This is a genomic window from Streptomyces mobaraensis NBRC 13819 = DSM 40847 (genome assembly GCF_017916255.1).
Taxonomy (GTDB): Bacteria; Actinomycetota; Actinomycetes; order Streptomycetales; family Streptomycetaceae; genus Streptomyces; species Streptomyces mobaraensis.
Genome location: NZ_CP072827.1, coordinates 2,649,620 through 2,674,518, shown reverse-complemented (window position 1 = coordinate 2,674,518; position 24,899 = coordinate 2,649,620). Strand labels below are relative to the sequence as shown.

The window sequence follows — 24,899 nt, the reverse complement described above, 5'->3', positions numbered from 1 at the left end:
TCTCCGCCGGAACGTAAGCTCAAGATCATGCCCTGGTTGAGCGCCCTCAAGGACACGGCCCGCGCCGGCCTGACGATCGAGCGGGCGGCCCCGGAACCCCTCCTGGCCGTCCGCAGCACGGCGGGTGTGGCGATCGTCATGGCCCTCATGCTCACCTTCGGCAGCCCCGCCCTCGCCGTCTCCTCCGCGTTCGGCGCCTTCGCCGCCGGCCTCGCGACGTTCCAGCGCAGCTGGCGGCCGCGGCCGGTGCTGGCGCTGGGGGTGGCGGTCGGGCTGGCCGCCAGCACGTTCCTGGGCTACCTGGCGGCCTATAGCCACGTCCTGTTCCTCCTGCTGCTGGCCGCCTGGACGCTGCTGGCGGGGATGGCGTGGGCGGTCGGGCCGGTGTCGGGGCTGGTGGCCACGCAGACGGTCGCGGTGATGCTGATCACCGTCACCCTGCCGACGTCCGTCGCCGGGGCCGCCGAGCACGCCGGGCTGATCGCGGTCGGCGGCCTGGTGCAGGCGCTGCTCATCGTGGTGTTCCCGATCAGGCCGTGGGGGCGGCAACGGGACGCGCTCGCCGACGCGCTGGCCGCCGAGGCGGACTACGCGCGCCGGCTGCGGCACGACCCGGTGGCGCACTTCGATCCGCAGCCGCTGATGGAGGCGCGCAGCGCCGCCGCGGTCACGCCGCGTCAGGCCCGTAACCGCCCGCGCCAGCTCGGCGGTCCGCGCGGACTCGCGGAACGACTCCGTCCGGTGCTGGCGGCGCTCGCCGACCCGGTCGTCGGCGCGCCGCCCGAGGGCCCGGAACGCGACCGCGTCCGCGACCTGCTGGGCGCGGCCGCGACCGTCCTCGACGCGGTCGCCCGCTCGGTCCGCCGGGGCGGCCCCGTCCGGCTGCCGCCCGAGGCGCTGGACGTGCTCCGGGTGCCGGAGTCCGGCCCGATACTCACGGGCCCGGCGCGCCGTTCCGCGTACCGGCTGATCGCCCTGCTCGGCGACGCGGTCGAGGGCAGCGACGAGCCGGTCCGGCAGGCGCGCCGCGCGACGGACACCCCGCCCGTGGACCGCCCGCCGGAGCCGTACCGCCACCTCCTCCGCCCGACCGTCCAGCGGCTGATCCCGCTCGCCGTCCGGGCGGTACGGCGGGAGGCGCGCTGGTCGTCGCCGATCGGCCGGCACGCGGTCCGCGTGTCGGCGGTGGCGAGCCTCGGGTACGTGGTGGGCACGGCGCTGCCGTGGGGACACGGCTACTGGGCCCCCATGGCCTCCGTGATGATCATGCGCCCGGACTTCGCGCAGACGTACTCGCGGGGCGTGGCCCGCTTCGTCGGCACGGTGGTGGGCGTCCTGGCGGGCGCGGCCATCACGGCGTTGCTGCACCCGGACCCGTACGTGTGCGCCGCACTGGCGGTGATCTGCGTCGGGCTGCTGTACCTGTTCACGGGGACCGGCTACATCGTGGCGTCGGCGTGTATCGGCGGGTATGTGGTGTTCCTGCTGGGGGTGGTGGGGGAGGGCTGGTCGCAGACGGTCCAGGCGCGGGTGGCGCTGACGCTGCTGGGCGGGCTGCTGGCGATGGCGGCGTACGCCCTGTTCCCCGTCTGGGAGACCCGCCGCCTCCGCGACCGCCTCGCCGAATGGCTGCGCGCCAACGGCGAGTACACCCTCGCCGTCCTCACCGCCCACGCGGAACCGGCCGGCCGCAGCCCCCGCCACGTCCGCGAGGCGCTGCTGGACGCGCGCGCGGCGAGGCGCGAATGGGAGGACACGGCCGAACGAGCCCAGAAGGAACCCGTCCGCCACCGCGGCCTCTCCCGCAGCGCCGAACGGGCGGCGGAGTCCGCCCTGGCGACGATGGGCCGCGTCACCATGCTCATGGAAGCCCACCTGCCGGAGCCGGACGCTCCGCCGTCTCCCGGGGCCGCGGCTTTCGCGGCCACGCTGCGCGAGCTGCTGCCGGACGCGGTCGAGGCGCTGCGTGAGCGCCGCCCCCTGGACTGGACGCCGCTGAGGCTGCGGGCGGCGGCTTGGGCCGCGGAGGAGGGGGACACGGGGGTGACGGTGCGGGGAGCTGAGCTCCTGACGGATGCCCTGGATGAGCTCGCGGCTGCGCTGTCGCCGGGGCCGGGCGGGAGGAACAGGGCGGCTCGGAGGGCGGGGTGAGGGGTGGTGCTGGTGTTGGCGCCTGGGATGGGCCGGGGTAACGGCGTTCCTTCCGACGGTCGTGTCGAGCGCCGGAGTGCCGGGGTCACCCCCGCATCGCGGGGAGCACGAGGACACTGTGGCTGAGCGCATGCGAGAGGCGGGACCATCCCCGCGTGGGGCGGGGAACGCGTGATGTCACACAGCGCGCGGTCCTTCGGCCCGGGGTCACCCCCGCGTGCGCGGGGACCACCTGGTATCCGCGGGACGTGACGGCCGAGTTCTCGGACCACCCCCGCGTGCGCGGGGACCACACAGCGCGACCTGCGGGTTTATCCGTAGGGGGTGGCGTTTTTATTCGCTTCCACGGAAACCGGCAAAGCGGACTTGCCGGGCATCCTCTACCCCCCTCCGTTCGGCGGCAGTTGCCAGGCAACCCCAGTCGCTACCGGCAACGCGGTGGCCCGCCCACAGAGCCGTCGCCCCGCGACAGTCAGCCCGCCAGTCCCGCGAGCGTAGCGGGATCCGTATTGGCGCCGCACAGGACCACGCACACCTTCTCGCCTTCCCCCGGCCGGTATCCGTAACGGTCGGAGTCCGCCTCCCCCGCCGTCATCGCCGCCAGCGCCGTTGCCCCGCCGTGTTCGACGGCGATGCGGCGTTCGTCCCACAACCCCTGCCGGGCGCGGACGATTTCGCTGTCCGGGACGAAGACGGAGTGGACGTCGCCCCCTTGCGCCGCCTGGAGGGCGAGAGCGGAGGCGCGTCGGGCGCCGAGGGAGTCGGCGGCGACGGAGTCGATCGGGACGTCGACGGGGCGTCCGGCGGCGAGGGCGGCGGCGAGGGCGCGGGAGTGCTCCGGTTCCACGGCGACCGTGCGGATGCCGTGCTCCCGGGCCGCGGTGGCGACTCCTGCGAACAGGCCGCCGCCGCCCACCGCCACGACCACGGTGTCCAGGTCGGGGATCCGGTGGCGGATCTCGTCCAGCAGGGTGCCGGCACCGGCGGCGATCAGCGGATGGTCGTAGGCGTGCGAGGCGAGCGCCCCGGTCGTCGCCGCGAACTCCGCGCAGGCGGAAGCCGCTTCGGCGTACTCGTCGCCGACGAGCCGCACCTCGGCCCCGTACCCGCGCAGTCTGGCGACCTTCACCGCCGGCGCGTTGGCGGGCAGGAAGACCGTGGCGCGCACGCCCTGCCGCCGGGCGGCCCAGGCGCAGGCCAGCCCGGCGTTGCCGCCGGACGCGATGGTGACCCCGGCGTCGGGGAGGGAGCCGGCGTCGAGGTGGGCCTGGAGGAAGTTGAGGGCACCGCGGGCCTTGAACGAGCCGGTGTGCTGCATGAACTCCAGCGCCAGCCACAGCTCGCAGGGCTGCCCGGCCGGGTCGGCCGCGTCGGGGTCCGCCGGTGCCAGGGCGACCGGGCGGACGCGCCCGGCGATCCGGCGACCGGCGGACTCGATGTCGCCGTAGGTGAGTCGGTGCACTTCGTCCCTCCCGGGGGTGGTTCGGTAGGGCCATTCTGACTTGGACGGCCCGGACGGGCTCCGGCGCGTGGGAGTCGGCAGCGGACCCCCGGCCGCGTACGCGTGAAGGGGGCGCGGGGCACCCCCCGCGGAAACGGTGAAATGGGGGTGCCTCCTCTGGGGGAGGGTCCGGGGCACCCCCGCCGACACCAAAACTCACCGCACGAACAACCGCCCCAAATGCCGATCCACCAACTCCATCGCCTCCCCCGGCGTGATCACCTCCATCAACGCGGAACTCGTCAACCCGTCCGTCAAAGCGATCAGCAGCATCGCCTCCATCTCCGGATCCAGCCCCGGCACCGCCTCCCCCCGCTCGACGGCCTCCCGGAACTGTTCGGCGAAGAAGGCGCGCAGCTTCGGCTGCCCCTCCTTGGCGTGGCGCCGGATGCGCTCGTCGTTGATGGCGCGGACGAAGTAGGCGATGCCGACGAGGAGTCCGGTACGGGTCACCTCGTCCAGGGGCAGCATCTCGGCGGCGCACTCGCGCAGGACGGTCCGGGGGGAGGGACCGTCGGAGCCGGCCCCGGAGCCGCCCCCGGGTCTCCACAGGGCCATGATCCGCTCCCGGATCCGCGCCTCCGCCAGAACGGTGATGTGCTCCAGCGCGAAGACGAGCATCTCGTCCTTGCCCGAGAAGTAGTGCTGCAACTGCCCCAGCGAGATGCCCGCCTCGGCGGCGACGTCGCGCAGGCTCGCGCCCTCCAGCCCGCGCGAGCTCGCGATGCGCCAGAGCGCCTCGGCGATCAGGCGTCGGCGTTCCTCGTGATCCACCCGCTTCGGCACCGCGACGGTCACCTCCATTTTACAAGTCGGTCGTATTGCCATACCTTACCGGTGACGTCTCAATACGACTGACCTGAAACGACTGACCTGGAAAGGTCCCGGTCCCAGGGGGCATTCCATGCACACCGCAGGCACGGCCGGAGACGGCCCGCCCGTCACCCTCCGGCCACCGCGCCACCGCGTCGACCCCCGGGCCCGCCGCTGGTGGGCGGTGCAGGCGCTGCTGACCGTCAGCGGTCCGCTGCTCCTGACGGCGGCGACGCTGCTCGTGCTGTCGGTGCTCTTCTTCCCCGGTGCCCTGCCCTGGCTCGTCCCCCTCCTCGCGGTCGTGCTCGTCGCGCCCGCGCTCGGTTACCAACTCGCCATGCCCGCCTGGCGCTACCGGATCCACGCCTGGGAGGTCGGCGAGACCGCCGTCTACACGGCGAACGGCTGGTTCTGGCAGCGCAGCCGGATCGCGCCGCTCTCGCGGGTGCAGACCGTGGACACGGCGATCGGCCCGCTCCAGCGCCGCTACGGACTCGCCACCGTCGTCGTCACCACCGCCTCCACGGCGGGTGCCCTGAAGATCGCCGGCTTGGCGCAGGACGACGCCCGGAGGATGGCGGAACACGTCGGCCGTGCCGTCCGCCACGTCCGGGAGGACGCGGCATGAGGCACGACGGAGACCACGGACGGTGGCGGCAGGGGAACCCCGGCGGGCACGACGGCGGTACGCCCCACCCCCCTACGCCCCACCCCCACACACCGGCCCCAGGCGCCCGCCCCTCAGGCCGCCACGTCGCCCGCGACACGCCCCCCTCCTCACCCCCCGCCACCGACACGTGGCACCGCCCGTCCCCCCGCACCCTTCTCTCCCACTGCTCCTGGCTCGGCGCCCCCCTCGGCTCCTTCGTCCTCGCCGTGCTCGCCACCGGAGGCCGCCCCGGCGCCCGCGTATGGATCAGCCTCGCGGTCGTCGCGGTCGTCTTCGCGACGCTCACCGCCCTCGGCTCCCTCTCCTGGCTCCGCACCCACTACCGCGTCACCGCGGACGCGCTCGAACTCCGCACCGGCCTGCTCACCCGGCGCACCAGGTCCGTCCCCCTGCACCGCGTCCGCAACGTCGACCTCACCGCTCACCCCGTCCAGCGCGCCCTCGGCCTCGTCGTGCTGCGTGCCGGCACCGGCGGGCACGGTCAGGTGTCGCTGGACGCCCTGTCCCGCGCCGACGCGGAACGGCTGCGCGCCGAACTCCTCGCCCGCGCCGGGCGAACGGACGCCGACGACCCCGTCCTGTCGACCGCCGACCCCCGCTGGCTGCGGTACGCGCCGCTTACCTTCTGGGTGTTCGGCGGCGTCCTCGCGGCCGCCGGCGCGGTCTGGCGGGTGCTCGACGGGATGGGCGTCGAACCGTGGCGGATCGGCTTCGTCCGGCGCGCGTTCGACGAGTTCGGCAACAGCGCCCTCTGGGTCACCGTCCCCCTCCTCATCCTCGCCGTCACCGTCCTCGGCACGATCGGGTCCGTCGTCCTCTACGCCGAGACGTGGTGGCGGTACCGGCTGGAGCGGACGGACGCGGACACCCTCCGCGTCCGCCACGGCCTGCTCACCACCCGGTCCGTCTCCATCGAACGCGCCCGCCTGCGCGGCGTCGTCCTCCGCGAACCGCTGCTCCTCCGCACCGGCGGCGGCGCGACCGTACGCGCCGTCGCCGGCGGACTCGGCGACCGCGAGGAGAACCGCAAACGCAGCACCCTCCTCCCGCCCGCCCCCCGCTCCGAGGGCGAACGCGTCTGCGCCGGCGTCCTCGGCGAACACGTGGACACGGACGGCCTGCGCCCGCACCCACCCGTCGCCCGGCGCCGCCGCGTCGTCCGCGTCCTGCTGTGGTGCGTCCTGCCGCCGACCGTCGTCCTCGCCGTCCTCGGCGCCCTGCTCACCCCGGTGCTCCTGTACTGCGCGCTGGGCTGGCTGCTCGTCTCCACGCCGGTGGCCTGCGCCCTCGCCGACGACGCCTACCGCGCCCTCGGCCACGCCCTCCGCGGCCGCTGGCTTGTCATCCGTTCCGGCAGCCTCACCCGCGACACGGTCCTCCTCGACCGCGGCGCGGTCCTGGCCTGGACCTTCACTCGCACCCCGTTCGCCCGGCGCGCCGGCGTCGTCACCGCGACGGCCGCCGTCGCGGCCGGCGAGGAGGCGTACCGCATCCGCGACATGGCGGCCGCGGAGGCGGCGGCCTTCGCGAACGCGGCGACCCCCGGGATGCTGCGGGAGTTCCTGGTGCCGGTGGGGGAGGGGCGGTAGGGACCCAAAAACGAGTGCGGGGGCGGTCGCGCCGTAGTACTTGTGGGGGCCGGAAGGACCAGCCCGTCCCCACCTGGAGCACCTGGAGTCATCGATGGCCGTGCGTCGCGTCGTCCCCAACGTCCAGACCGAGTCCGTACAGGAAAACCGGGATTTCTACGGCCTCCTGGGTTTCGAGGAGGTCATGAACCACGGCTGGATCATGACGCTCGCCTCCGCCTCCGACCCGGCGGCGCAGGTCAGTTTCATGGCCCGGGACAAGACCGCCCCGGTCGTTCCCGATCTGAGCATCGAGGTGGACGACGTGGACGCGGCCTACGCGGCCGTGCGGGACAGCGGCGCGGAGATCGTCCACGTCCTGCAGGACGAGGAGTGGGGCGTGCGGCGCTTCTTCGTCCGCGACCCCGACGGCCGGGTGGTCAACGTCCTCGGCCACCGCTGAGGCGAGCCGCGCCCACACCGACCCACCCCGCCCTCACCCGGTCCCTCTCCCGTGATGCAAGAATCTTGCAATTTTTGTTATCCGGTCGGGAGCACCCCGTCTCCCAGGTGTCGGATGCGAACGGAGAGAGGTGCGTGAGGCGTGGGAACCGATAACGCTGCGCTGGTCGAGGCCGCGCGGGCCGGGGACACGGCGGCACAGGACGAACTCGTCGCCGCCTGCCTGCCGCTCGTCTACAACATCGTCGGCCGCGCCCTCAACGGGCACGCGGACGTCGACGACGTCGTGCAGGAGACGATGCTGCGCGTCATCAACGGGCTGGGGGAGCTGCGCGACCCGGCCGGTTTCCGTTCCTGGCTGGTGGCGATCACCACCAACCAGCTCCGCACCCACTGGCGCGAGCGCCGCCCGGAGACCCCCCTCGACGGGCTCCCCGGGACCGGCGCCGACGTCCCCGACCCGGCGGCCGACTTCGTCGCCGTCACCATCGAGCGGCTCGGCCTGGAAGGCCAGCGCAAGGAGGTCGCCGAGGCCACGCGCTGGCTGGACGAGGGAGAGCGCGAGGTGCTCTCCCTGTGGTGGCTGGAGGCCGCCGGCGAACTGACCCGCGCCGAGGTCGCCGCCGCGCTCGGCCTCACGCCGCAGCACACCGCCGTCCGCGTCCAGCGCATCAAGGAGCGGCTCGACACGGCCCGCGGTGTCGTCCGCGCCCTCGGCGCCTCGCCGCGCTGCCCGGCTCTCGACGGGCTCGTCGCGACGTGGGACGGCACCCCCTCCGCCCTCTGGCGCAAGCGCGTCGCCCGCCACGCGCGCGGGTGCGGCGCCTGCGGCGGCGCGTGGACGTCGCTCGTCCCGGCCGAGGGGCTGCTGGTCGGTTTCGGCCTGGTCCCCGTCGCCGGGGCCCTCCTCGACTGGTGGGGCAGCGCCACCGTGCTGCGGACGGAGGCGGTGGCCGCCGTGCGCCCGGGCGGGTACGGGGACGTGCCCGGCCCGGACGCCGGCGGGCTCTCCGGCCAGGGGGCCGGCGCACCGCGCACCGCTCACGACACTCGCGTCGGCGGCGGCGGCACCACGAACACCGCGCAGCAGCACAGCCATCCGGCGAACCCGATGACGACGAAAGGCAAACACGGCGTGACCCACGCGAAGCGGAACAACCCCAGGGCGAAGGCGAAGCACGGCACGAAGGGCAAGCGGGTCGCGATCGGCGCCGCCGCCCTCGCCGTCGTGGCGGGCGGCGCGATCATCGGGGGGACGGAGTTCTTCTCCGACTCGTCCTCCGGCACCGAGGCGAGCACCCGCGTCACCACCGGCGACGCGGCGGTCCCCCTCGGCGACCGGGCGGCCACCGCCGATCCCTCCCCGAGCGCCCGCCCGTCCGCCTCGGCGAAGGCCACGAAGGACGGCAAGGACGACAAGAAGGAGAAGAAGGACAAGGGGAAGGAAGGGGATAAGAGCAAGGACAAGGAGAAGGCGGGCAAGGAGGAGACGGCGACGCAGGAACGTTCCGCCGCTCCCTCCTCGTCTGCATCGGACTCCGGCTCCGGCTCGGGATCGGGGGCCGGTTCCGGAGGGCGGCAGGACGGCTCGCGGACGTCCGACTCCGCCCGTACGACCGCCAGGTCGGCCGCCAAGGCTCCCGCCCCCTCCAAGGGTGACGTGGGCGGTTCGCTCCAGCAGCAGGTGACGGCCATCGTCAACGCCGAGCGCGCCAAGGCCGGCTGCTCGCCCGTACGCCTCAACGCGCTGCTCACCCAGGCCGCCCAGGGCCACTCCGACGACATGGCCGCCCGCAACTTCTTCGACCACACCAACCCGGACGGCAAGGGCCCCGGCGACCGCATCACCGCCGTCGGCTACCGGTGGAGCACGTACGGCGAGAACATCGCGTACGGCCAGCAGACCCCCGCCTCCGTGATGGACACCTGGATGCACAGCTCCGGGCATCGGGCGAACATACTCAACTGCTCGTTCGACGAGATAGGCGTCGGCATCAACAACGCGCCCGGCGGCCCGCGTTGGACGCAGGTCTTCGGGGCGCGGTGACGTTTCGCCACCGCGTGACCTCCCCGCCCATGCCCCGACGCGTTCCACGGCGCCGAGATGTGGGCGGGTGGTCAACTCGATGACGCGCGGGCGCTGCCGATACGGGGAGTGGAGCGGTCGGCGGGAAATCGTCCTCCGTTCAGGTGGCAGCCGTCAGGAGGGACGGATGCGGGTCACCGCATCGGGGGGTGCGGCGCGCGTTTGAAGTGACGTACGGGACGTAGGAGAGGCGTCGACAACGACGGTGCTGGGAATGGTCGTTCACCACTCACTGAGATGTTCGACGTGTGGGTGCGGCTTTCCGGTCGGATGTTTTGACGGGCTGCTGATCACACCGATAGTTCTCTGCTGCCTCGGCAGGGGCGGCCTTCCCGGCCGGTGGCCCGTGCCATTTATCCGACCCCCGGTGGCACGGGCCACGTCCGGCCCGGGAACACCGCAGTGCCCCGCCGAGCACACGGCGCCGCTTCCGTCTCGGGGCGGCGTCACCGTCCCCCCTCTCCCAAGGAGATCCGAAGATGTCGATGCGCAACCGCGTTGTTGGCGTGGCGCTGGCCCTGCTGGCCGGTGGCATGGTGCTTGGCCAGGCCGGTACGGCCATGGCGGACGACCACCACGGCCGCCACCACGAGGGCCACGGCCTGGGCTCCCTGCCCGTGGCGATCGTCTCCCCGGCCCCGGGGCAGATCACCAAGGAGCACAAGGTCACCGACACCTACAAGTACGACCCCAAGGGCGGCTCGTCCAGCTCGTCCTCCTCGGAGGAGCAGCCGCCGTCTTCCGGCTCCTCCGCCCCCTCCACCCCTGAGCCGGGCCCGGTGACCGCCCTGAAGGACACGGCCAACTCCACGGCTCAGTCCGCCACGTCGGGCGTCTCCAGCACGGCTGACGCGGCGCTGAAGTAGTCGATCGCGGTGCGGTCGCGGGCACGTGCCCGCGACCGCGCAGGGTGCCGCCGCCTGCCTGCTGGATCCGAGGGCCGGGCGGCGGCGCCGACTTGCTGGCCTCGCGCGGGCGGGACCATGTCGTCCGTGACCCGGAGCAGGCTCCTGGGCTGGGACCACCCCCGCGCACGCGGGGACCACGGCGGGACCCGGCGGTTCCTGGGCCGGCGGCCGGGGCCACCCCCGCGCACGCGGGGACCGCAGGGCGCCACCTGGTGTTTTAGCCAGTCAGGCCCGGTTTTTTACTCACTTGCTCGGGATCCGGCAGAACCGTCATACCGCGCGGCGCGCCTATTCCGATGAAGTCGGCGACACATCATCCCCCTGCCTCCCCCACCCGCACTTGACTCTCACACCGATGTCAGACCTTAGCGTCGCGACATGGCCCCAAGCACTCCACCGGGGACGGTCCCTCACCCAACTCCGGCACCACCAGTCCAGCCCCCAAACAGCCGCCGCTCCCAGCCCCACCCCGCCGCCGTCCTCGCCACCCTCACCGCCTGCGTCTTCCTCGTAGGGACCAGCGAGTGGGTCATGGTCGGGCTGCTGCCCGGGCTGGCCGCCGAGTTGCGGCAGCCGCTTCCCGCCGTCGGCTCGCTGGTCACCTGGTACGCCCTGGTCGTGACGGTAGCCGGGCCGGTCGTCACCGTCGCCGTGCTGCGGTTGCCCCGGCGCCGGGCGCTGCTCGCGCTGCTCGGCCTGTTCATCGCCGGCAACGCGGCGGCCGCCCTGGCCGACGGGCTCGGAACCCTCGCCGCCGCCCGCATGGCCACCGCCCTCACGCACAGCACCGCCTTCGCGACCGCCCTGGTCATCGCCGTCTCGACGACCCCCGCCGCCCACCGCGGCAGGGCGATCGCCGTGGTCGCCGCCGGATGGAACCTCGCCACCGTCCTCGGTGCCCCGCTCGGCACCTGGATCGGGGGCCGGTACGGCTGGCGGGCGACGTTCTGGGGGATCACCGTTCTCAGCGCGCTCGTCCTGCTCGCGGTGGCCACCCTCGTCCGTCCCCCCGACCCCGGGACGCGCCCCGCGCCCCGCGCGGAGGTCCGCGCGCTGCTCGGCCGCGGACCGGCCCGCGTCCTGGCGGTCACCGTCCTCGCGCAAGCCGGACTCTTCACCGTCCACACCTACATCTCCCCGCTCCTCGGGGACGTGAGCGGCTTCTCCGCGAACGCGGTCACCCTCCTCCTCGCCGCCTTCGGCGCGGGCGCGCTGCTCGGCAACGTCCTGGGCGGCCGGCTCGCCGACCGCGCCCCCGAACGCGCCCTCCGCACCACCCTCTTCGTCCTCGCCGCCGTCCTCGCGTCCCTCACCCTGACCAGCCACACCCGCCCGACCGCCGCGCTCACCGTGCCCCTCCTCGGGCTGGTCACCGCCGTCCTCATCCCGCTGCTCCAGGAACGCGCCCTCGCCGCCGCCCCCGGAGCGCCCACCCTGATCACCGCCGTCACCGCCTCCGCCTTCAACCTCGGCACGGCCGGCGGCTCAGCGCTCGGCGGCCAGGCCCTCGGCTCCGGCCTGGGCCTTCACGACCTCCCTTGGCTCGGCGCGCTCGTCGTCACGGCCGCCGCCGCCCTCGCGGCCTTCACCCGGCCGACGACGCACCCCACGTCCTGAACCACCCACACCCAGAGAGAGCAGGAATCATGTCCCGCACAGAACTCCCCACCCCCACCCTCGCCCGCACCGTACGGGGCAGGGGCCCCGGCCTCCTCCTCGCCCACGGCGCCGGCGGCGGCATCCAGCCCAACTACGGCCCGATCATGGACGGTCTCGCCGAGCACTTCACCGTCGTCGGCCCCGACTACCCGGGTACGGGCGGCAGCCCGCGCACGGACGCGCCCCTCACCCTCGACGGTCTCGCCGACGAACTCGTCGCCGCCGCCGTCGCGGAAGGGCTGGAGACGTTCGCCGTCACCGGCTACTCGCTGGGCGCCCCCGTCGCCGTCCGGGCGGCCACCCGGCACCCCGACCGCGTCACCGCCCTCGTCCTCACCGCCGGTTTCGCCCGCCCCAACCCTCGCTTGGCCCTCGCCACCCGCCTCTGGCGCGACCTGATCGAGAAGACGGACGATCCGGCCGGCATCACCGCCTTCGGCGCCCTCCTCGGCTTCGCCGCGCCCACGGCGGACGCGTTCTCACAGGCGGACGTCGACGGCATGCTGGCGGCCGGCTGGGACTCCGTCCCCCCGGGCACCCCCGACCACCTCGACCTCGCCGACCGCGTCGACGTCCTCGCCGACCTCCCGCGCGTCACCGTCCCCACCCTCGTCATATCCACCACCCTGGACGCCCTGGTCACCCCCTTCCACCACCGCCAACTCGCCGACGGCATCCCCGGCGCCCACCTCACCGAACTCGCCACCGGCCACGTGCCGTTCTTCGAACGCCCGCAGGAGTGGCTGGAGCTGATGGTCCACTTTCTCGATGAGGCAGCACGCTGACCACCTGCCGCACGGGTGTTCCGTTAACTCGGCACAGTTCGCGAGGAACCCTCTTTCGCGGGGCACTTGGCGCCATTTCGCACCTCCCGGACGAGCGGAGCCGGGTGCTGCTCAGCGTGAGCGAGCACCGGGATGGCCTGCTGTCCTCCAGTCCCGCCGGGTCCTATTCCGGCAGCGGCAAGGTTGTCAACCGTTCGAAATAAAGCGGAGGCCGGCCGGAGGCGTTCCGGGGATACCGGCCGGGCTGATCGGGTGGGCATGTGGTCCTGCCCGGGCCACACCTGGATCACAGGGATCCGGGGTGAACCTGCTGGTCTCCTAGAGGAACGATTCGCTCGAGCGAAACTGGTGTTCATCCAGTGGATAGTCAGCGAAGATTTCGCTCCGCGCGCTACCGGTCAACAAAGCGGCCTCGATGAACTGCGCGCAACCCATGGGGTGGCTTTCCCAGAGCGGGCCCCGCCCCTCCTTGACCATGACCGTCCATTCGTCAGGGTCTTGTTCGGGGCGGGCCAGCCAGTACAGGTAGTCCCCATTCTCTGTGAGAGCCCACGCGATGACGCGGTTGCCGTCTTCTTCGAGCGCGGCGGGCTTCGGCTCCCCTAGTTTCCACAATTGGGCGAGGATGTCCGCCCGATCCTCGTTCTCGGTGAGCAGATCATAAAACTCGTTGGGACACCAAGGCTCCAACAGCCAAATGGCATCATCGAAGACCCCGCCACCATAGGTGTCGACGAGCTGTTTGTAATCCGTCGGCAGTGTTGTGCCCATCTGCTCTTCGACACGGCGCCAGTCTTTGGGCTGGGCAGACTGTGGCGGCGGGACGGACTGGATCAGGTGGGCGATTGACGCGTTCAATGTGGCCTCCTAGCCTGCCGATTCTACGGTTTCCTTTTCGGGACGTTCAGGATTGTTACCTCATTGACGCCACCGCTATCGGACCCATAGGGGTGGAATTGGAATCCTCGGTTCCCTCGGGCTGTGATGTGCAGAGCGATGGGAATCGTGTCGGACGGATCGTTCGTGCGATATAGGGGTGTGACGCTGTATTCTATGGTCTCCCCTCGATCCACTGCCGCTCGTACTTGGCTTTCGATGGCCAGCATCACCGGTGCGTTGGCTTGTCGATGCATTGTAACGAAGTTCCTGTGGTCCCTGTTCGACCCGCCAATTTGTGCACCCAACAGGTGAGTTCTGTTGTATCCCCTACCGCTCTGCCAGCCGGCAATCTCTGGTCGCAGATAAGGTCGGGTCGTTCCGCCCGTCATGTCCGGCTCGATGGTGGCGTGCACGGAGGTGGCCCGTCTGCCAGGTCCCAGCGCGCCGTACCGCACCCTGCCGCCCCATGTGACGTCGTTCTCATCGCACGGCGCCAACCCAAGAGGATCGGACAGGGTGTGGGGGTTGTCTACGTAAGTGGCGGGATTGGGTGCGGGAGCCAAGCCCAATGGGTCGAGAGACAGGTACCGTGCAGTCTCCGGGTCGTAATAACGGAAGTAATTGTGGTGAAGCTGCGTTTCCGCGTCGAAGTACTGTCCAGGGAAACGTATGGGAGTGTGGGCGCTGGCGTCCCGGTTCCAGACCGTACTGCCCCAAAGTGTGGAACGGGCTCTCCAGGCAATATCGCCCGATTCGTCGACGAGCTCGGTAGGAGTGCCAATCTGATCGGCGACCATCGCGAAGAAACGTTGGTCGATGATTTTCTGCGGAGCGTTTGCAAGGGACTTGGTCTCCACCTGCGTCAACGGCATGGTGCCCATCTGGTCCCAAGTCAGGGTCAGGTCCTCGTGAGCGCGCGACGCGGAGGTCGTCTGCTCCGCAAGGCTGCTGCCGTCCCACGTGAAACGAGTCTCCTCCAGAACCGTTTCTCCATCAGCGGCGAGCCTTTGTTTGCTGATGCGGCGACCGAGCGGGTCGTAGTGGTATCGCCATTGGATACCGTCAGGGGTGACGACGCCTATGAGTCGATCCTCGGCGTCCCAGGTGTACTTCCAGGTGTCAGGTTTGCGTGAGAGCCGGATCTTCTGACGTATGACCACACGGCCTTCGCGGTCGTGCTCGTAGCGGACTCGCCCGGCGCGGTTGATACGGGTGCCGCTGTATGCCCGTTGCCCGCGGGCTGCAGCGCTGGGATGAGTGTCCGGCCACGCGGCATAAGTCTGATTTCCCAGTTCGTCGTAGGCGTACCTTTCTTGCCATCCGGCTGCGTCGACTGCTGCGACGCGCCCGGAGGCGTCCAGCGTGAAGGTGCGGCGGCCGGTCAGACGGTCGGCGATTGAGGTCAAACGCCCATCGGGGCGATAAGTAAAGTTTCGATGCAGCACCGGCTGTGGAGACGAAGGAGTGTCGAGGGACTGTTCAATCAGCTGCCCCGCAGGTCCCCAAACGTGCTTGAGTGCAAAAGCGCCGGCAAGGTAGCGGGTGTTCTCGCGCCCGATCGCGTCATGTTCGAAGTTGAGCGTGCGACCTGCCGAGGTGAGACTGACCGGGTGGCCGGCCGCATCGTAGGCGTATGTCGTGACGACACCTGCCGGGGTGACTCGTCGAGTCCGGCGGCCGGCGCTGTCGCAAGTGGTGGTCAGCATCCGTCCATTGATGCTTTGACCTACGACACGGCCGATCTCATCGTAGGTGTAGGCGAGGAGGGAATTCGGCCCGCTGGCCCTTAGTAGACGACCGCACGGATCGTGTTCATAACGGTATACTTGACCTTCCACTGTTTTTTCCAGCAGGTTGTCCACGCTGTCGTAACAGTAGGTCGTGGTCTGATCTTCGGCGTTTGTGCGACTCGTCAAGTTCCCAGCCGCGTCGTAACCGTAGGAGAGGGTACGCCCGTCGAAGTCCGTTTCTGAGACCAGTTGTCCGGCGGAATCGTAGAAGTAGTCCCAGGCGAGCCCATCCGGGCCCATGATCTGCGTGAGTCGTCTCTCGGTGTCGTGGGTGAACGTATAACGGACTCCGTCTGCGGTGATTCGGCTCAGGGGGAGATCAAAATGGGTGTACTCGTAAGCAGTGGTCCTACCTAGCGGATCGGTGTAGGACGTGCAGTTTCCTTCACCGTCGTACTCCCAGTGCTCTGTGCCTCCGTCAGGGTTGGTGCGGGATGTGAGAAGTCCCTCCACGGACCAGGTCAGAGTGGTCTTCCCTCCGACTGGATTCGTGATGCTGATCGTTCGACCGAATGCATCGTACTGACAATGCGTTACCGAGCCGGAGGGGTCGGTGAGAGTGAGAGGCTGGCCTGCCGGCGAATTGGTTATGCGAACGGTCTGACCGAGTGGGTCTGTGACGGAGGCGATGGCGCCTCGGGCGTCAAATGAGTAAGTGGTTGTCTCACCTGCCGGGTTGGTTACGGCGGTCCTGTTCCCGCGATCGTCGTAGGAATGCAACCAAGTGGCGCCATCAGGTCCGGTAAAGGACTCGGGCAAGCCCTGGTTGTCGTAGGTGACGGTACTCCTGTGGCCATCGGGGCGTATCAGCTCGATCGGCCTGCCACTCTCGTCGTACACAACTTGCGTCGTTCGCCCGAGAGGGTCGGTTGATGACAGTAGCCGGTTGGAGGTGTCGTAATCCGCGTGTGTGCTGCGTCCCAGTGGATCGATGACAGAGACGATTTGGTGCCTGGAGTTCAGATGGAAGGAGGTCGTCGCACCGAGGGAGTTGGTGTAGCGGGTGACCAGCGGATTGGATGAGCCTTCCCGTTCATATTCGAAGGTGGCGGAAAGGAAGCCGTCAGGCCCCACCGTTCGTGCTACCCGACCGTCAGCGTCGTAGATGTACCTGTAGGTGGAATTGTTGCGATCCGTCCAGGAAGTTATGCGGGATTCGACGTCGTAGGTGAAACGCAGGGGCGTCTGCGAGGAGTTGATAACCGTTTCGAGATTTCCCGCTCCGTCGTACCCGTAACTGCTTACGGTGGCTGATCCGTCGGCCGTACGCACAGACAACCGGCGTATTCGCCCGCTGGTGGTGATCAACTGAACCTGGTACCCACCGCTGTGCAAGACGTCAATCGGTGTCCCGTCAGGCTGGCGGCCGAACTCGATGCGATTCCCATTGCGGTCCTCGACGCCGGTCAACCAGTAAGAGGAAGAACCTCCGTAAGGGCTGTAGGTGAAGAATCGCGATATTCCCGAATCAGGGTCAGATATTCGGTACGTGGTGTCCGGGCCGTTGTGCGCATCCTGGGTGAGACGGAGGCGGGTACCCTCCGATGGCAGGATCGTTTCCTCTGCAATGCGTGGAAGCCGCGGGTAGATGAGGATCGACCCGTCGTCGCGTGCCCACAGTGCACTGCCGTCGGCCGTGTCGACCTCCAAACGTTCATCGAATGTGGACGCCCAACTGCGCCCGAACCAATGACCGAAGCGGTACTTGGACAGGTGCGTGCGACGTAGGATCAGCGGTAGCACTCCGGGAAGGGACAGGTCCGTCTGGGCGAGGACCAACTCTCCTGTGCCCACGTCCACTGGGTCTGTGACGCACGTCTTTTTGTCAAGCGGGATGCTGTGGCGACGTGCGTCACCCTTGGCATGACGAAGCGGATCGGGCTTGATGCCTGAAGCAGGGCCCGTTCCTCCGCTCGTGTGCGGGGCGCTCCCGAAGTCCTTGCTCTTGGTGTGCCGGAACTTGTCGCGTTCGTGCTGGTCTTGCTTCTTCTGTGCACGGCCGGCCTGTGCCAAGCCCTTGCCGACGTCGCCCAGATGCTTCGTCAGCTCGTTTTGTGCCTTGTCGAGAGAGCTCATCGCTCTCTCGGTAACCTCTTCGATGACCTTCGCGAGGGAGCCGCGGCCTCGTGTGCGGTTGAAGTGGCTCCGGGTAACGTGTAGTCGTTTGCCGCCCTTCTCACCCAAGTGCATCGAGTGCTCATGCACCTTGCTCGTGAACGTGTTGTGCTCGTGCTCGTCGAAGACAAGGTCGCCGCCAGGGCCACCTCCGCTGGCGCCGGCCAGCACGAGGCCGCTCGTGCCGCTTGCCGAGGCGATCCGCAAATTGTCTTTACCTGCTTGGAGCGTCTGTCCGAGGTGGATGCCGTCTTGGGCCCCGAGACCGTCAGAGACGACCTGGACGACGAGGTCCGTGGTCATGGCGTCCAGGGCCGCAAAGACCGGACCGGTCACGATCGACAGGACTTCCTGCGCGGCGGCCTCGGCGGCCTCCTTGAGGATGCGCTTGACGGCCGTTCGCGTAGCAGCGACGCCGCCCAGCGCACCGAGTTCAGAGAAGCCGAGGGTGATGGGTGCGGCCGCTTGGGCAGCGGCAATCTCGCTGGCCAGTAGGCCAAGCTGGATTATGGCCGCGCCCTTGGCGCCTGCGACTACTGCTGCCGCTGCGTCCAGGCCACCGGCCAGTAAGCGGCCGCCCTCGGCAAGATTGTGCAGATGCTTCGCGTTGAGCTTCTTGACATGCGCTTCGATCGCTTCCGTCATTGCGCCACGATTGGTGGAGAGGAGGCGGTTGAGCGCTACGTTGGCATTGCCGCGACCGGCATCCACGTCGCTGGCGAAGCTGCGGAGCGATCTGGCCATATCACGGTAGTCGTCTTCGTCCACATTTGGCCAGTTGACGCCGATCAGGTCCAGCGCGAGGGCCAACTTGCCCGGTAGGACGACACCCAACTTCCCCACCTCTGTCATGGCATATCAGTGTTACGACGATATGACCCTAGGTGGGTGAGGCCGATTGCTCAATGTCGTCAGCAAGCACCGCCCTGTGTCCCTTGGTTATGGTCTGCTGGCCGAGCGCTGGGCATAACTGGGACGCCGAGCCTTGAATTCAGTCGCCCGGCGTCGCGACCAGGCGCAGGAACGCGGTCCACGCGGGGGCGGGGAGGAGGAGGGCCGGGCCCTCGGGGTTCTTGCTGTCCCTTATGGGGACGGCGCCTGTGCGGGCATGGGTGGGAGCCCACTCCAGGCAGTCGCCGCCATTAGGGCCGCTGTGGCTGGACTTGATCCAGGGAGTGCGTATCAAGTCGCCCACTTCTATGCATGCGCCGCCGTTGTTGCTGCTGTAGCTGCTCTTCCGCCAACTGATCGGTAGAGCGCGCCTGGGTGTCACTTCGCCAGCTCCTTCAGGTACGTTCGGATCATGTCAGCGGATTCCCGCGGTGAGAGCGCAACTGCCCTGATCAGATCATAGGAGCGGGAAGCGGCGAGCACCTGGACCGGGTCGGCGGTCATGTGGCCTTGGCAGACGCCATCGACGTGCAGGATGTTGGCCCCGGTTTCGAAACTCAGGATGTCGAACGATCCGTCCAGGCCGGGATGCGGCGGGGCATCCCGGGGGATGACCTGGATGACAGTGCGTGGGCGCTCCCCGGCCGTCAGCAAGTGCTGCAATTGCTCCCTCATGGCGGCGGGCCCCGGGTATGGCCGAGCGAGCGCGTATTCGTCCAGCACGAACCAGGCGTGCGGCGGCGTTGCCTTCTCGAAGATGTCCTGGCGGGTCATGCGAGCCGCTACCAGGTCTTCCAGGCTGTCCGGCCTCCCTCCGGCCAGCACGGCCCTGGCGTACTCCTCGGTCTGCAACAGACCGGGGATCAGCTGGTTGTTGAAAATGTCCAGCCTGACGGCCTCGCGCTCCATCTCCACGTACGGCAGGAACCAGCTCGGATAAGCGAACTTGATCACCAGCGGATGCAGCCGCCCGAAGTGCCCGTCCGTCCCGAACGCCGAGTCGAGATCGTGCGCCAGCGGCTCCGACGGCACCCGCTTGGCCCGCTCGACGTAGCTGATCATCGCCTGCGTCGTGTGGGCCATTTCGGCTGCCTGGGTCTGCGACTTCCCCGCCTTCCTGCGGATCCGGTTCAGTTCGGAGCCGAAGAAGGCGAGCATCGACGAAGTCGGGTCCGGCAGGGAGTCGTCTTCTGTGGTCATGCCCGATATATCCCCTTCGTGCATAACTCTCGCGGAGTTATGGCCGCTCCTCTTCCGGAGCGTACTCGCGGAGCGCAACCCTGAAAGCACACCAGGTAATTGGCCTCCGGAAGGGGTACCCCATGCCCGAAACCGCCGTCCCCCCACCGCCCGCCTCGCGCCGCCCGGTGCCCTGTGCCGAATGCCGGCGGATCCGGGAGGCGTACTACGCCGCTTCGCGGCAGGGGGACCGGGGCGCCGCGCAGGGGTGGATCGTCGCGATGGGGCGGCACCACCGGTGGGTGCACTGATGGCGGCGACGGGGTGCGGGCATCCGGCCGCCGAGTGGGTGGTGGCCCGGAGCGGGGTCGCGACCTGCTGCCGTTGCGGGGTGCGGCGGTTCACCGCGTACGCGGCGCTGTGGCGCGAGGTGCCGGGCCGGGCGGTGTCCGGACCGACGGCGTCCGCGCGAGGGACGGGCGTGCTGCGGGCCCGGCGGGACGGCGGCGGGGGAGGCGCCGGCCGCTCCCTCGCGGCCGGCGCCTCCCCCTTGCCCACGGGACGACCCCCGCTCAGAAGCGCGGGTGGAAGTAGAACGTCTCGTTGATGACCGGCGTGCCGTTGGGGTTCCGCTGGTACGGCCACTGGATCAGCCAGGTGCCGTCGCCGGTGCGGTTGTGGTCGACGTTCACGAACTGGTGGGTGCCGTTGTCGCGCAGCACGGTGAGGTTGGGGAAGCGCCAGTTCGGGTGCTCCAGCGTGAAGTTCTGGGTGTCGTGCTGGTAGCCGCCCGGGTCGGGTTCGCCGTTGGGGCCGTGGCAGTCCCAGATGTTCAGGAAGTCGCCGTTGCCGCTCTTCTGGCCCCGGTTGACGTCCAGGCACTTGCCGCTGCTGAGGCTCTGGAGGCGGTAGAGCGGCTGTCCGGAGTCGCCGGGCCGTCCGACGGGCAGCAGGCGCCAGCGCTGGTTGGCGCCGCCGTTGGCGTGGTAGATGATCACGTGGCTGCCGTTGGCGTTCTGGCCGTTGTAGACGTCCAGGAGGCGGTCGCTGTTGTCCGCGTGGATCGTCAGGTCGCGCGGGCTTCCCGACGCCCGCAGGGCGGAGAAGCCGACCGGCCAGTGGTCGCTGCCGTAGTTGGGGTTGACGGCGGCGTGCCAGTTCTGGGTGTTGACGTTGGAGGCGGCGAAGTCGAGTTCGTTGCCGCTCTGCTGGGTGGCCTGGCCGCTGTTGTAGATGCGGGTGTTCAGCGGGACGCCGTCGTTGGCGACGGCCTGCGGGGAGCGGTTGAAGTCGCCGAGCACGACCCAGTTCGCGATGCCGTTGCCGGACGCGTACCCGGCGACGCGGCGGATGAGGGAGGCCGCGTCGTTGGGCCGTCCGCCGTTGGACGCGGCGTGGACGGAGGCGAAGACCGTCCGGTCCTCACGGCGTACGGCGGCGAGCGCCGAGCGGTAGCCGCCGCTCAGCTCCCGGACGGAGTCCGGGTAGAACGAGGTGACGAGGCCGAGGTTGCGGGAGCCCTGGATGAGGATGTGCAGGTAGCGGACCTGCCCGCGGCCGAGGTCCCACCGGTACGAGTGGAGGTTGCCGTTCCGGCTGATCAGGCGCGAACCGCCGGGTGCGCTGCCGGGCACCTCCTGGAGGGCGACGACGTCGAAGGTGCGCGCGAGCGTCCGTACACCGTTCCAACGGTCGCTGCCCACCTGCATGTTCCAGGTGGCCAGGCGGTGGGTGTCGGGGTCGGCGGCGGCCGCGGGGCCGCCGCCGGTGAGGAGCAGCGCGCAGGCGAGGATCCCGGCCAGCAGGAGGGCGCCGAGGCGGCGCGCGAGGAGGGCCGGGGTTCTCTCGGAGAATGTCACGGACATGCCGTGAATCTTTCCGGCACGGTCTCAGCCGGGGAAGGGAGGAACGGGCCGAAGTCGGCACCCCGTGCCCCTCACTCCCCTCACTCCCCTTCCGCCCCCGCCAGCAGGCATTCCGCCGCGCGCCGGGCGCCGTCCGCGCGGACCGCGGCGGCGACGGTACGGGCGCGGGCGGCCGTGTCCGGGTGGAGGGCGTGCCGGAGGGCGGCGGCGAGGGAGCCGGCGGTCGGCGGGGCGGGCGGGTGCGCGGCGCCGACGCCGAGTTCGTGGACGCGACGGGCCCAGTAGTGCTGGTCGTACATCTGCGGGGCGACGACCTGGGGCGCCCCGGCCGACGCGGCGGCCGTGGTCGTCCCCGCGCCGCCGTGGTGGACGACGGCCGCGACGCGGGGGAACAGGGCGCGCTGGTTGACGTCGCCGACGAGGAAGCAGTCCTCGGCGTCGTCCACGAGGGACAACCCGGCCCAGCCGCGCGACACGAGCGCCCGCCGGCCGACCGCGCGGGCCGCGCCGATCATCGCCTCGGGGAGGCCGGGGGTGGCGCGGATGCTGCCGAAGCCGAAATAGACGGGTGGTTCGCCGGCGGCGAGGAAGTCCTCCAGGGCGGGGGAGAGCGGGGTGTCGTCGGGGAGCAGCCAGGCGCCCGGCTGCCAGGGCGGGCCCGCCGTACCCAGGACGTCCCCGCCGGGCCACGGCCCCAGCACCGGATCGGCGGCGAGCCACGGCTGGTCGCCGAGCGTGTGCCCGCGTACGTCGCCGACCGGCGGCAGGCCGAACGCCTCCGCCCGGCCGGAGTCGAGGGCCTTGCGGAAGGTGGCGTTGACGTGGTCGGCGTCCTCGGCCCAGAGGGCGCGGCGGTCGGCGGTGTCCGGGGCGAGCGGCCTGCCCTGGAGGGCCAGCGGGGGAGGGGCGTGGTGCGGGGAGGGGAGGGTCACCGGACAGTACGAGACGTGGACGTAGCGGACGCCGGCCGCTTCCGCCACCGAGCGGGCGGCGAACTGCAGACCCCCGCCCGCCACGACGGCGTCGCAGCCCCGCGCCGCCTCCGGCAGCGTGGCGAACTGCGTGACGACCGTGCCCTCCGCCAGCTCCCGCAACCGTTCCGGCGTGGGGCGGAAGCCGTGGCCGGAGGCGGTGCCGCGCAACGCGGGACCGATGGGCACCACGGGGAACCCCAGCCCCTCCACCCACTCCCGGAAGTCCGGCGGCACGCACAGGCGCGCCTCCGCGCCGAGCGCCCGGAGCGCGGTGGCCAGCGCCACCATCGGCTGCACCTCGCCCCGCGTCCCGATGGTCGACAGCAGTACGCGCATCGCGATGCCCCCCCGTCGCTCGGTCAGGTTCCGGCCGACGGACGTGGCCGGACGGCCGATTGTGCGGTACGGCCCGGGCCTTGCGGCAACTCCCCCTTCCGGCCCTATGGTGGAAATGCGGGGAGGCGGTCCGGAAGCCCCGGGTTTACCCCATCGAGTGGTTCCCGCGTACGGGCGGGTTGTTTGCCTGTCGGCGGAGCAACGGTTGAACGAGGAACGCGTCACCCCCCCCAGCCGCCGCTCGAAGGACTCCCGTGGACCTGAAGAAGAAGATGACCGCAGGCCGCCTCGCCGGCCTTTCGGCCGCCACCGCACTCCTCCTGCACCCGCTCGTCGCCGGGCAGGCGCTCGCGGCCGACGGTTCCACGACGCCCATGCGCTGCCGGAGCGTCGGCACCGCGCGGGACGCCGACGTGGCGTCCGTCCTCCAGCCCCTCGGCGTCCACCTGCAGAACCCGGACACTCCGGTCGGCCTGTCGTGCACTCCCACCCGCAACGGCGGTCCCGACGTCAACTTCTGCGCGGGCAAGGACCCGGTCCACGGCATCGCCGTCATCGGCCGCCGCCCCATGGGCCACACCTGCCCCTGAGGCGCCCATGCCCCGGTCAGGCCGCCGGGACCACCGCGTCGTCGATCAGCTTGAGCGCGAGCCGCCGCGTCGTCTCGTCCGCCTTCTCCGGGCTGCCGGAGTCGAACGGCGGGTGCGGGTCGTACTCGACGGCGAGCTGCGTGGCCCGGGCGGTGGCGTCGCCGCAGAGGCGGGCGGCGAGGTGGAGGCCCATGTCGAGACCGGCCGAGACGCCGGCCGCCGTGATGATCCGGCCCGCCTCGACGAAGCGGCCGGGCGTCCAGACGGCGCCGAGCTTCGCCAGGTAGGGGCGCGAGGCCCAGTACGTCGTCGCGGGCAGCCCCTTCAGCAGCCCGGCGGAGCCGAGGATCAGCGAGCCGGTGCAGACGGAGGTGGTCCACGTCGTACGGCGGTGCAGGAGGCGGACCCAGTTCAGGACCGCCCGGTCCTCCATGGTGGCGACGGTGCCGCGGTTGCCGCCGCCGGGGACGAGGAGGACGTCGGCGCGGCGTACGTCCGCGAGGGCCCGCTCGGCGGTCAGGGCGAGCTGCCCGGTGTCCGTGCGCACGGGACCCGGGCGGTGGGCGACGGTGACGACACGGACGCCGGGCAGGCGGCAGAGCATCTCGTAGGGGCCGACCGCGTCCAGCGCGGTGAAGCCGTCGTAGAGCAGGATCGCGACCGTTCTGCCTCGGCCGCCGTCCGCCGGACGGCCATCGCCGCGGTCGCTCCGGTCGCCCCGGTTCCCCCGGTACGACGAGACGGCCGCGGCCGACCCGCCCGCCCCGGTGAGCCCCACGGCGAGGGCCCCCGCGCCCGCCGCCCCCAGCACCCCGCGACGCGTCGGCTGTACTGCCGAAGTCATCCGAACCAACCCCCTTGACGATCAGTGGACTTCAAGGGAGTCGTGCGGGGAAGGCCCCGGGTTCCCGGCCCGGCCCACCGGCCGCTGGGGAATCACCCGGCCCCGAAGGCGCCACGGAGCCGACGCCATAGCTCACCCGGTCAGGGTCACGGTCACGGGAAGCACTCCGCGCACCGTGCGCGGCCTCACCCTTGCGCAAGCTCCGCGCGCCGCTTGCTCCGCCGCAGTTCGCGCCGCTTGGGGTGGCGGACGACGACGCCCGCCATGCCCGGCGTCCCGCTGACGCGGATCAGCGGGGTCCCGGGAAGGCGAGGGGTGGTCGCGGTCTTGTCCTTGACCCCGCCCTCCATGCCGTCGGTGTTCACGCCCCAGCCCTCGGGGACGATGAGCACGACGCCGCCCATGCCGCCTTCCGCCTCCACCGCGACCTCCGGCAGCCGGCACTCGGCCGCGGTGAAGTCGAGGACGACGCCGCCCATGCCGCCGTGGGCGACGATCCGCGCGGGCACCTGCCAGCGCCCTTCGCGCTTGGCGCCGTGGAGACCGCCCTTGAGCGTCAGCGGCCTGGCGGGGTCGGCACCCGGCAGGACGGGCAGGTCGGCGGTGAGCGCGGCGAGTTCGCCGTGCGTCCGCGCGCCGAGTGCCCGCTCCACCCGCTCGGCCAGCTCGGCGAAGTCCAACCGCCCTTCGGCCGCCGCCTCGTTCAACCGCTCCACGACCGCGTCCCGCTCACGGTGGGAGGCACGCACGGACCCGTCATCGCCGGAGACCGGCGGCAGCTCACTCATACACCCATGCTAAGCGACCCACACCGCCGCCCTAAGAGGCGAACG

21 protein-coding genes and 1 pseudogene are annotated in these 24,899 nt (G+C 70.8%); 11 read left to right on the top strand and 11 right to left on the bottom strand.

Annotation, left to right across the window (positions count from 1 at the left end):
• Positions 1-27 precede the first annotated feature (27 nt).
• A complete protein-coding gene (locus J7W19_RS11165; RefSeq protein WP_004942984.1) occupies positions 28-2,151 on the top strand; it encodes an FUSC family protein in 2,124 nt (707 codons plus the stop codon).
• A gap of 472 nt (positions 2,152-2,623) precedes the next feature.
• On the opposite strand, the gene J7W19_RS11160 is transcribed toward J7W19_RS11165, so the two are convergent.
• Together J7W19_RS11160 and J7W19_RS11155 are read right to left on the bottom strand one after the other, a co-directional pair.
• Positions 2,624-3,613, bottom strand: coding sequence for a serine/threonine dehydratase (locus tag J7W19_RS11160; RefSeq protein ID WP_004942982.1), 990 nt, complete (start codon positions 3,611-3,613; stop codon positions 2,624-2,626).
• A gap of 195 nt (positions 3,614-3,808) precedes the next feature.
• On the bottom strand, positions 3,809-4,456 hold the full coding sequence (locus J7W19_RS11155; RefSeq protein ID WP_004942980.1) for a TetR/AcrR family transcriptional regulator: 648 nt from the start codon (positions 4,454-4,456) through the stop codon (positions 3,809-3,811).
• Between the two features lie 100 nt (positions 4,457-4,556).
• On the opposite strand from J7W19_RS11155, the gene J7W19_RS11150 reads away from it, so the two are divergent.
• The 7 genes from J7W19_RS11150 (at position 4,557) to J7W19_RS11120 (ending at position 12,603) form a co-directional block, all read left to right on the top strand.
• Positions 4,557-5,093, top strand: a complete 537-nt coding sequence (locus J7W19_RS11150; RefSeq protein ID WP_004942978.1) for a PH domain-containing protein — start codon at positions 4,557-4,559, stop codon at positions 5,091-5,093.
• Complete coding sequence (locus tag J7W19_RS11145) at positions 5,090-6,724, top strand: PH domain-containing protein (RefSeq protein WP_004942976.1); 1,635 nt, start codon at positions 5,090-5,092, stop codon at positions 6,722-6,724. The genes J7W19_RS11150 and J7W19_RS11145 overlap by 4 nt, the downstream gene beginning before the upstream one ends.
• Positions 6,725-6,818: 94 nt before the next feature.
• The gene (locus J7W19_RS11140; RefSeq protein ID WP_004942974.1) at positions 6,819-7,166 is read left to right on the top strand and encodes a VOC family protein; all 348 of its coding nucleotides are present in this window, start codon (positions 6,819-6,821) and stop codon (positions 7,164-7,166) included.
• Between the two features lie 141 nt (positions 7,167-7,307).
• Entirely contained in the window at positions 7,308-9,212 is a 1,905-nt protein-coding gene (locus tag J7W19_RS11135; RefSeq protein WP_004942971.1) for a sigma-70 family RNA polymerase sigma factor, read from the top strand.
• A 518-nt stretch (positions 9,213-9,730) separates the two neighbouring features.
• Positions 9,731-10,117, top strand: coding sequence for a hypothetical protein (locus tag J7W19_RS11130; protein WP_004942969.1), 387 nt, complete (start codon positions 9,731-9,733; stop codon positions 10,115-10,117).
• A gap of 420 nt (positions 10,118-10,537) precedes the next feature.
• A complete protein-coding gene (locus tag J7W19_RS11125; RefSeq protein WP_078587926.1) occupies positions 10,538-11,776 on the top strand; it encodes an MFS transporter in 1,239 nt (412 codons plus the stop codon).
• A gap of 29 nt (positions 11,777-11,805) precedes the next feature.
• Positions 11,806-12,603 carry an alpha/beta fold hydrolase gene (locus J7W19_RS11120; RefSeq protein ID WP_004942966.1) on the top strand — a complete coding sequence of 266 codons (798 nt, stop codon included), beginning with the start codon at positions 11,806-11,808 and terminating at the stop codon, positions 12,601-12,603.
• A gap of 318 nt (positions 12,604-12,921) precedes the next feature.
• Here the strand turns inward: J7W19_RS11120 and J7W19_RS11115 are convergent, their stop codons facing one another.
• The 5 genes and pseudogenes from J7W19_RS11115 to J7W19_RS11100 form a co-directional block, all read right to left on the bottom strand.
• On the bottom strand, positions 12,922-13,461 hold the full coding sequence (locus tag J7W19_RS11115) for an SMI1/KNR4 family protein (protein WP_040889233.1): 540 nt from the start codon (positions 13,459-13,461) through the stop codon (positions 12,922-12,924).
• Positions 13,462-13,484: 23 nt separating this feature from the next.
• Positions 13,485-18,221 (bottom strand): DUF6531 domain-containing protein, encoded by a 4,737-nt coding sequence (locus J7W19_RS11110; protein WP_078587929.1) that lies wholly within the window; start codon positions 18,219-18,221, stop codon positions 13,485-13,487.
• Between the two features lie 157 nt (positions 18,222-18,378).
• Positions 18,379-18,582: a DUF397 domain-containing protein gene (locus J7W19_RS11105; protein ID WP_411848856.1), complete on the bottom strand. Its 204-nt coding sequence runs from the start codon at positions 18,580-18,582 to the stop codon at positions 18,379-18,381.
• Positions 18,583-18,603: 21 nt separating this feature from the next.
• Positions 18,604-18,660: pseudogene (locus J7W19_RS33645) on the bottom strand (DUF397 domain-containing protein); the annotation flags it as partial.
• Positions 18,657-19,478 (bottom strand): helix-turn-helix domain-containing protein, encoded by an 822-nt coding sequence (locus tag J7W19_RS11100; protein WP_004942955.1) that lies wholly within the window; start codon positions 19,476-19,478, stop codon positions 18,657-18,659. The gene J7W19_RS11100 and the pseudogene J7W19_RS33645, both read right to left, overlap by 4 nt.
• A gap of 122 nt (positions 19,479-19,600) precedes the next feature.
• Here J7W19_RS11100 and J7W19_RS11095 point away from each other — a divergent pair, with 122 nt between their 5' ends.
• Positions 19,601-19,768, top strand: coding sequence for a hypothetical protein (locus J7W19_RS11095; RefSeq protein WP_158688761.1), 168 nt, complete (start codon positions 19,601-19,603; stop codon positions 19,766-19,768).
• A complete protein-coding gene (locus J7W19_RS33810) occupies positions 19,768-20,064 on the top strand; it encodes a DUF6255 family natural product biosynthesis protein (RefSeq protein ID WP_358620041.1) in 297 nt (98 codons plus the stop codon). The genes J7W19_RS11095 and J7W19_RS33810 overlap by 1 nt, the downstream gene beginning before the upstream one ends.
• Here J7W19_RS33810 and J7W19_RS11090 read toward each other — a convergent pair.
• Positions 20,030-21,322 carry an RICIN domain-containing protein gene (locus tag J7W19_RS11090; RefSeq protein WP_004942954.1) on the bottom strand — a complete coding sequence of 431 codons (1,293 nt, stop codon included), beginning with the start codon at positions 21,320-21,322 and terminating at the stop codon, positions 20,030-20,032. The genes J7W19_RS33810 and J7W19_RS11090 overlap by 35 nt on opposite strands.
• A gap of 80 nt (positions 21,323-21,402) precedes the next feature.
• Complete coding sequence (locus J7W19_RS11085) at positions 21,403-22,632, bottom strand: glycosyltransferase (protein WP_004942952.1); 1,230 nt, start codon at positions 22,630-22,632, stop codon at positions 21,403-21,405.
• A gap of 254 nt (positions 22,633-22,886) precedes the next feature.
• Between J7W19_RS11085 and J7W19_RS11080 the strand changes: the two genes are divergently transcribed.
• Complete coding sequence (locus J7W19_RS11080; RefSeq protein WP_004942951.1) at positions 22,887-23,222, top strand: hydrophobin family protein; 336 nt, start codon at positions 22,887-22,889, stop codon at positions 23,220-23,222.
• A 16-nt stretch (positions 23,223-23,238) separates the two neighbouring features.
• Here the strand turns inward: J7W19_RS11080 and J7W19_RS11075 are convergent, their stop codons facing one another.
• Entirely contained in the window at positions 23,239-24,066 is an 828-nt protein-coding gene (locus J7W19_RS11075) for a DJ-1/PfpI family protein (RefSeq protein WP_040889226.1), read from the bottom strand.
• A gap of 185 nt (positions 24,067-24,251) precedes the next feature.
• Positions 24,252-24,854, bottom strand: coding sequence for a DUF1707 SHOCT-like domain-containing protein (locus tag J7W19_RS11070; RefSeq protein WP_004942948.1), 603 nt, complete (start codon positions 24,852-24,854; stop codon positions 24,252-24,254).
• Positions 24,855-24,899 lie beyond the last annotated feature (45 nt).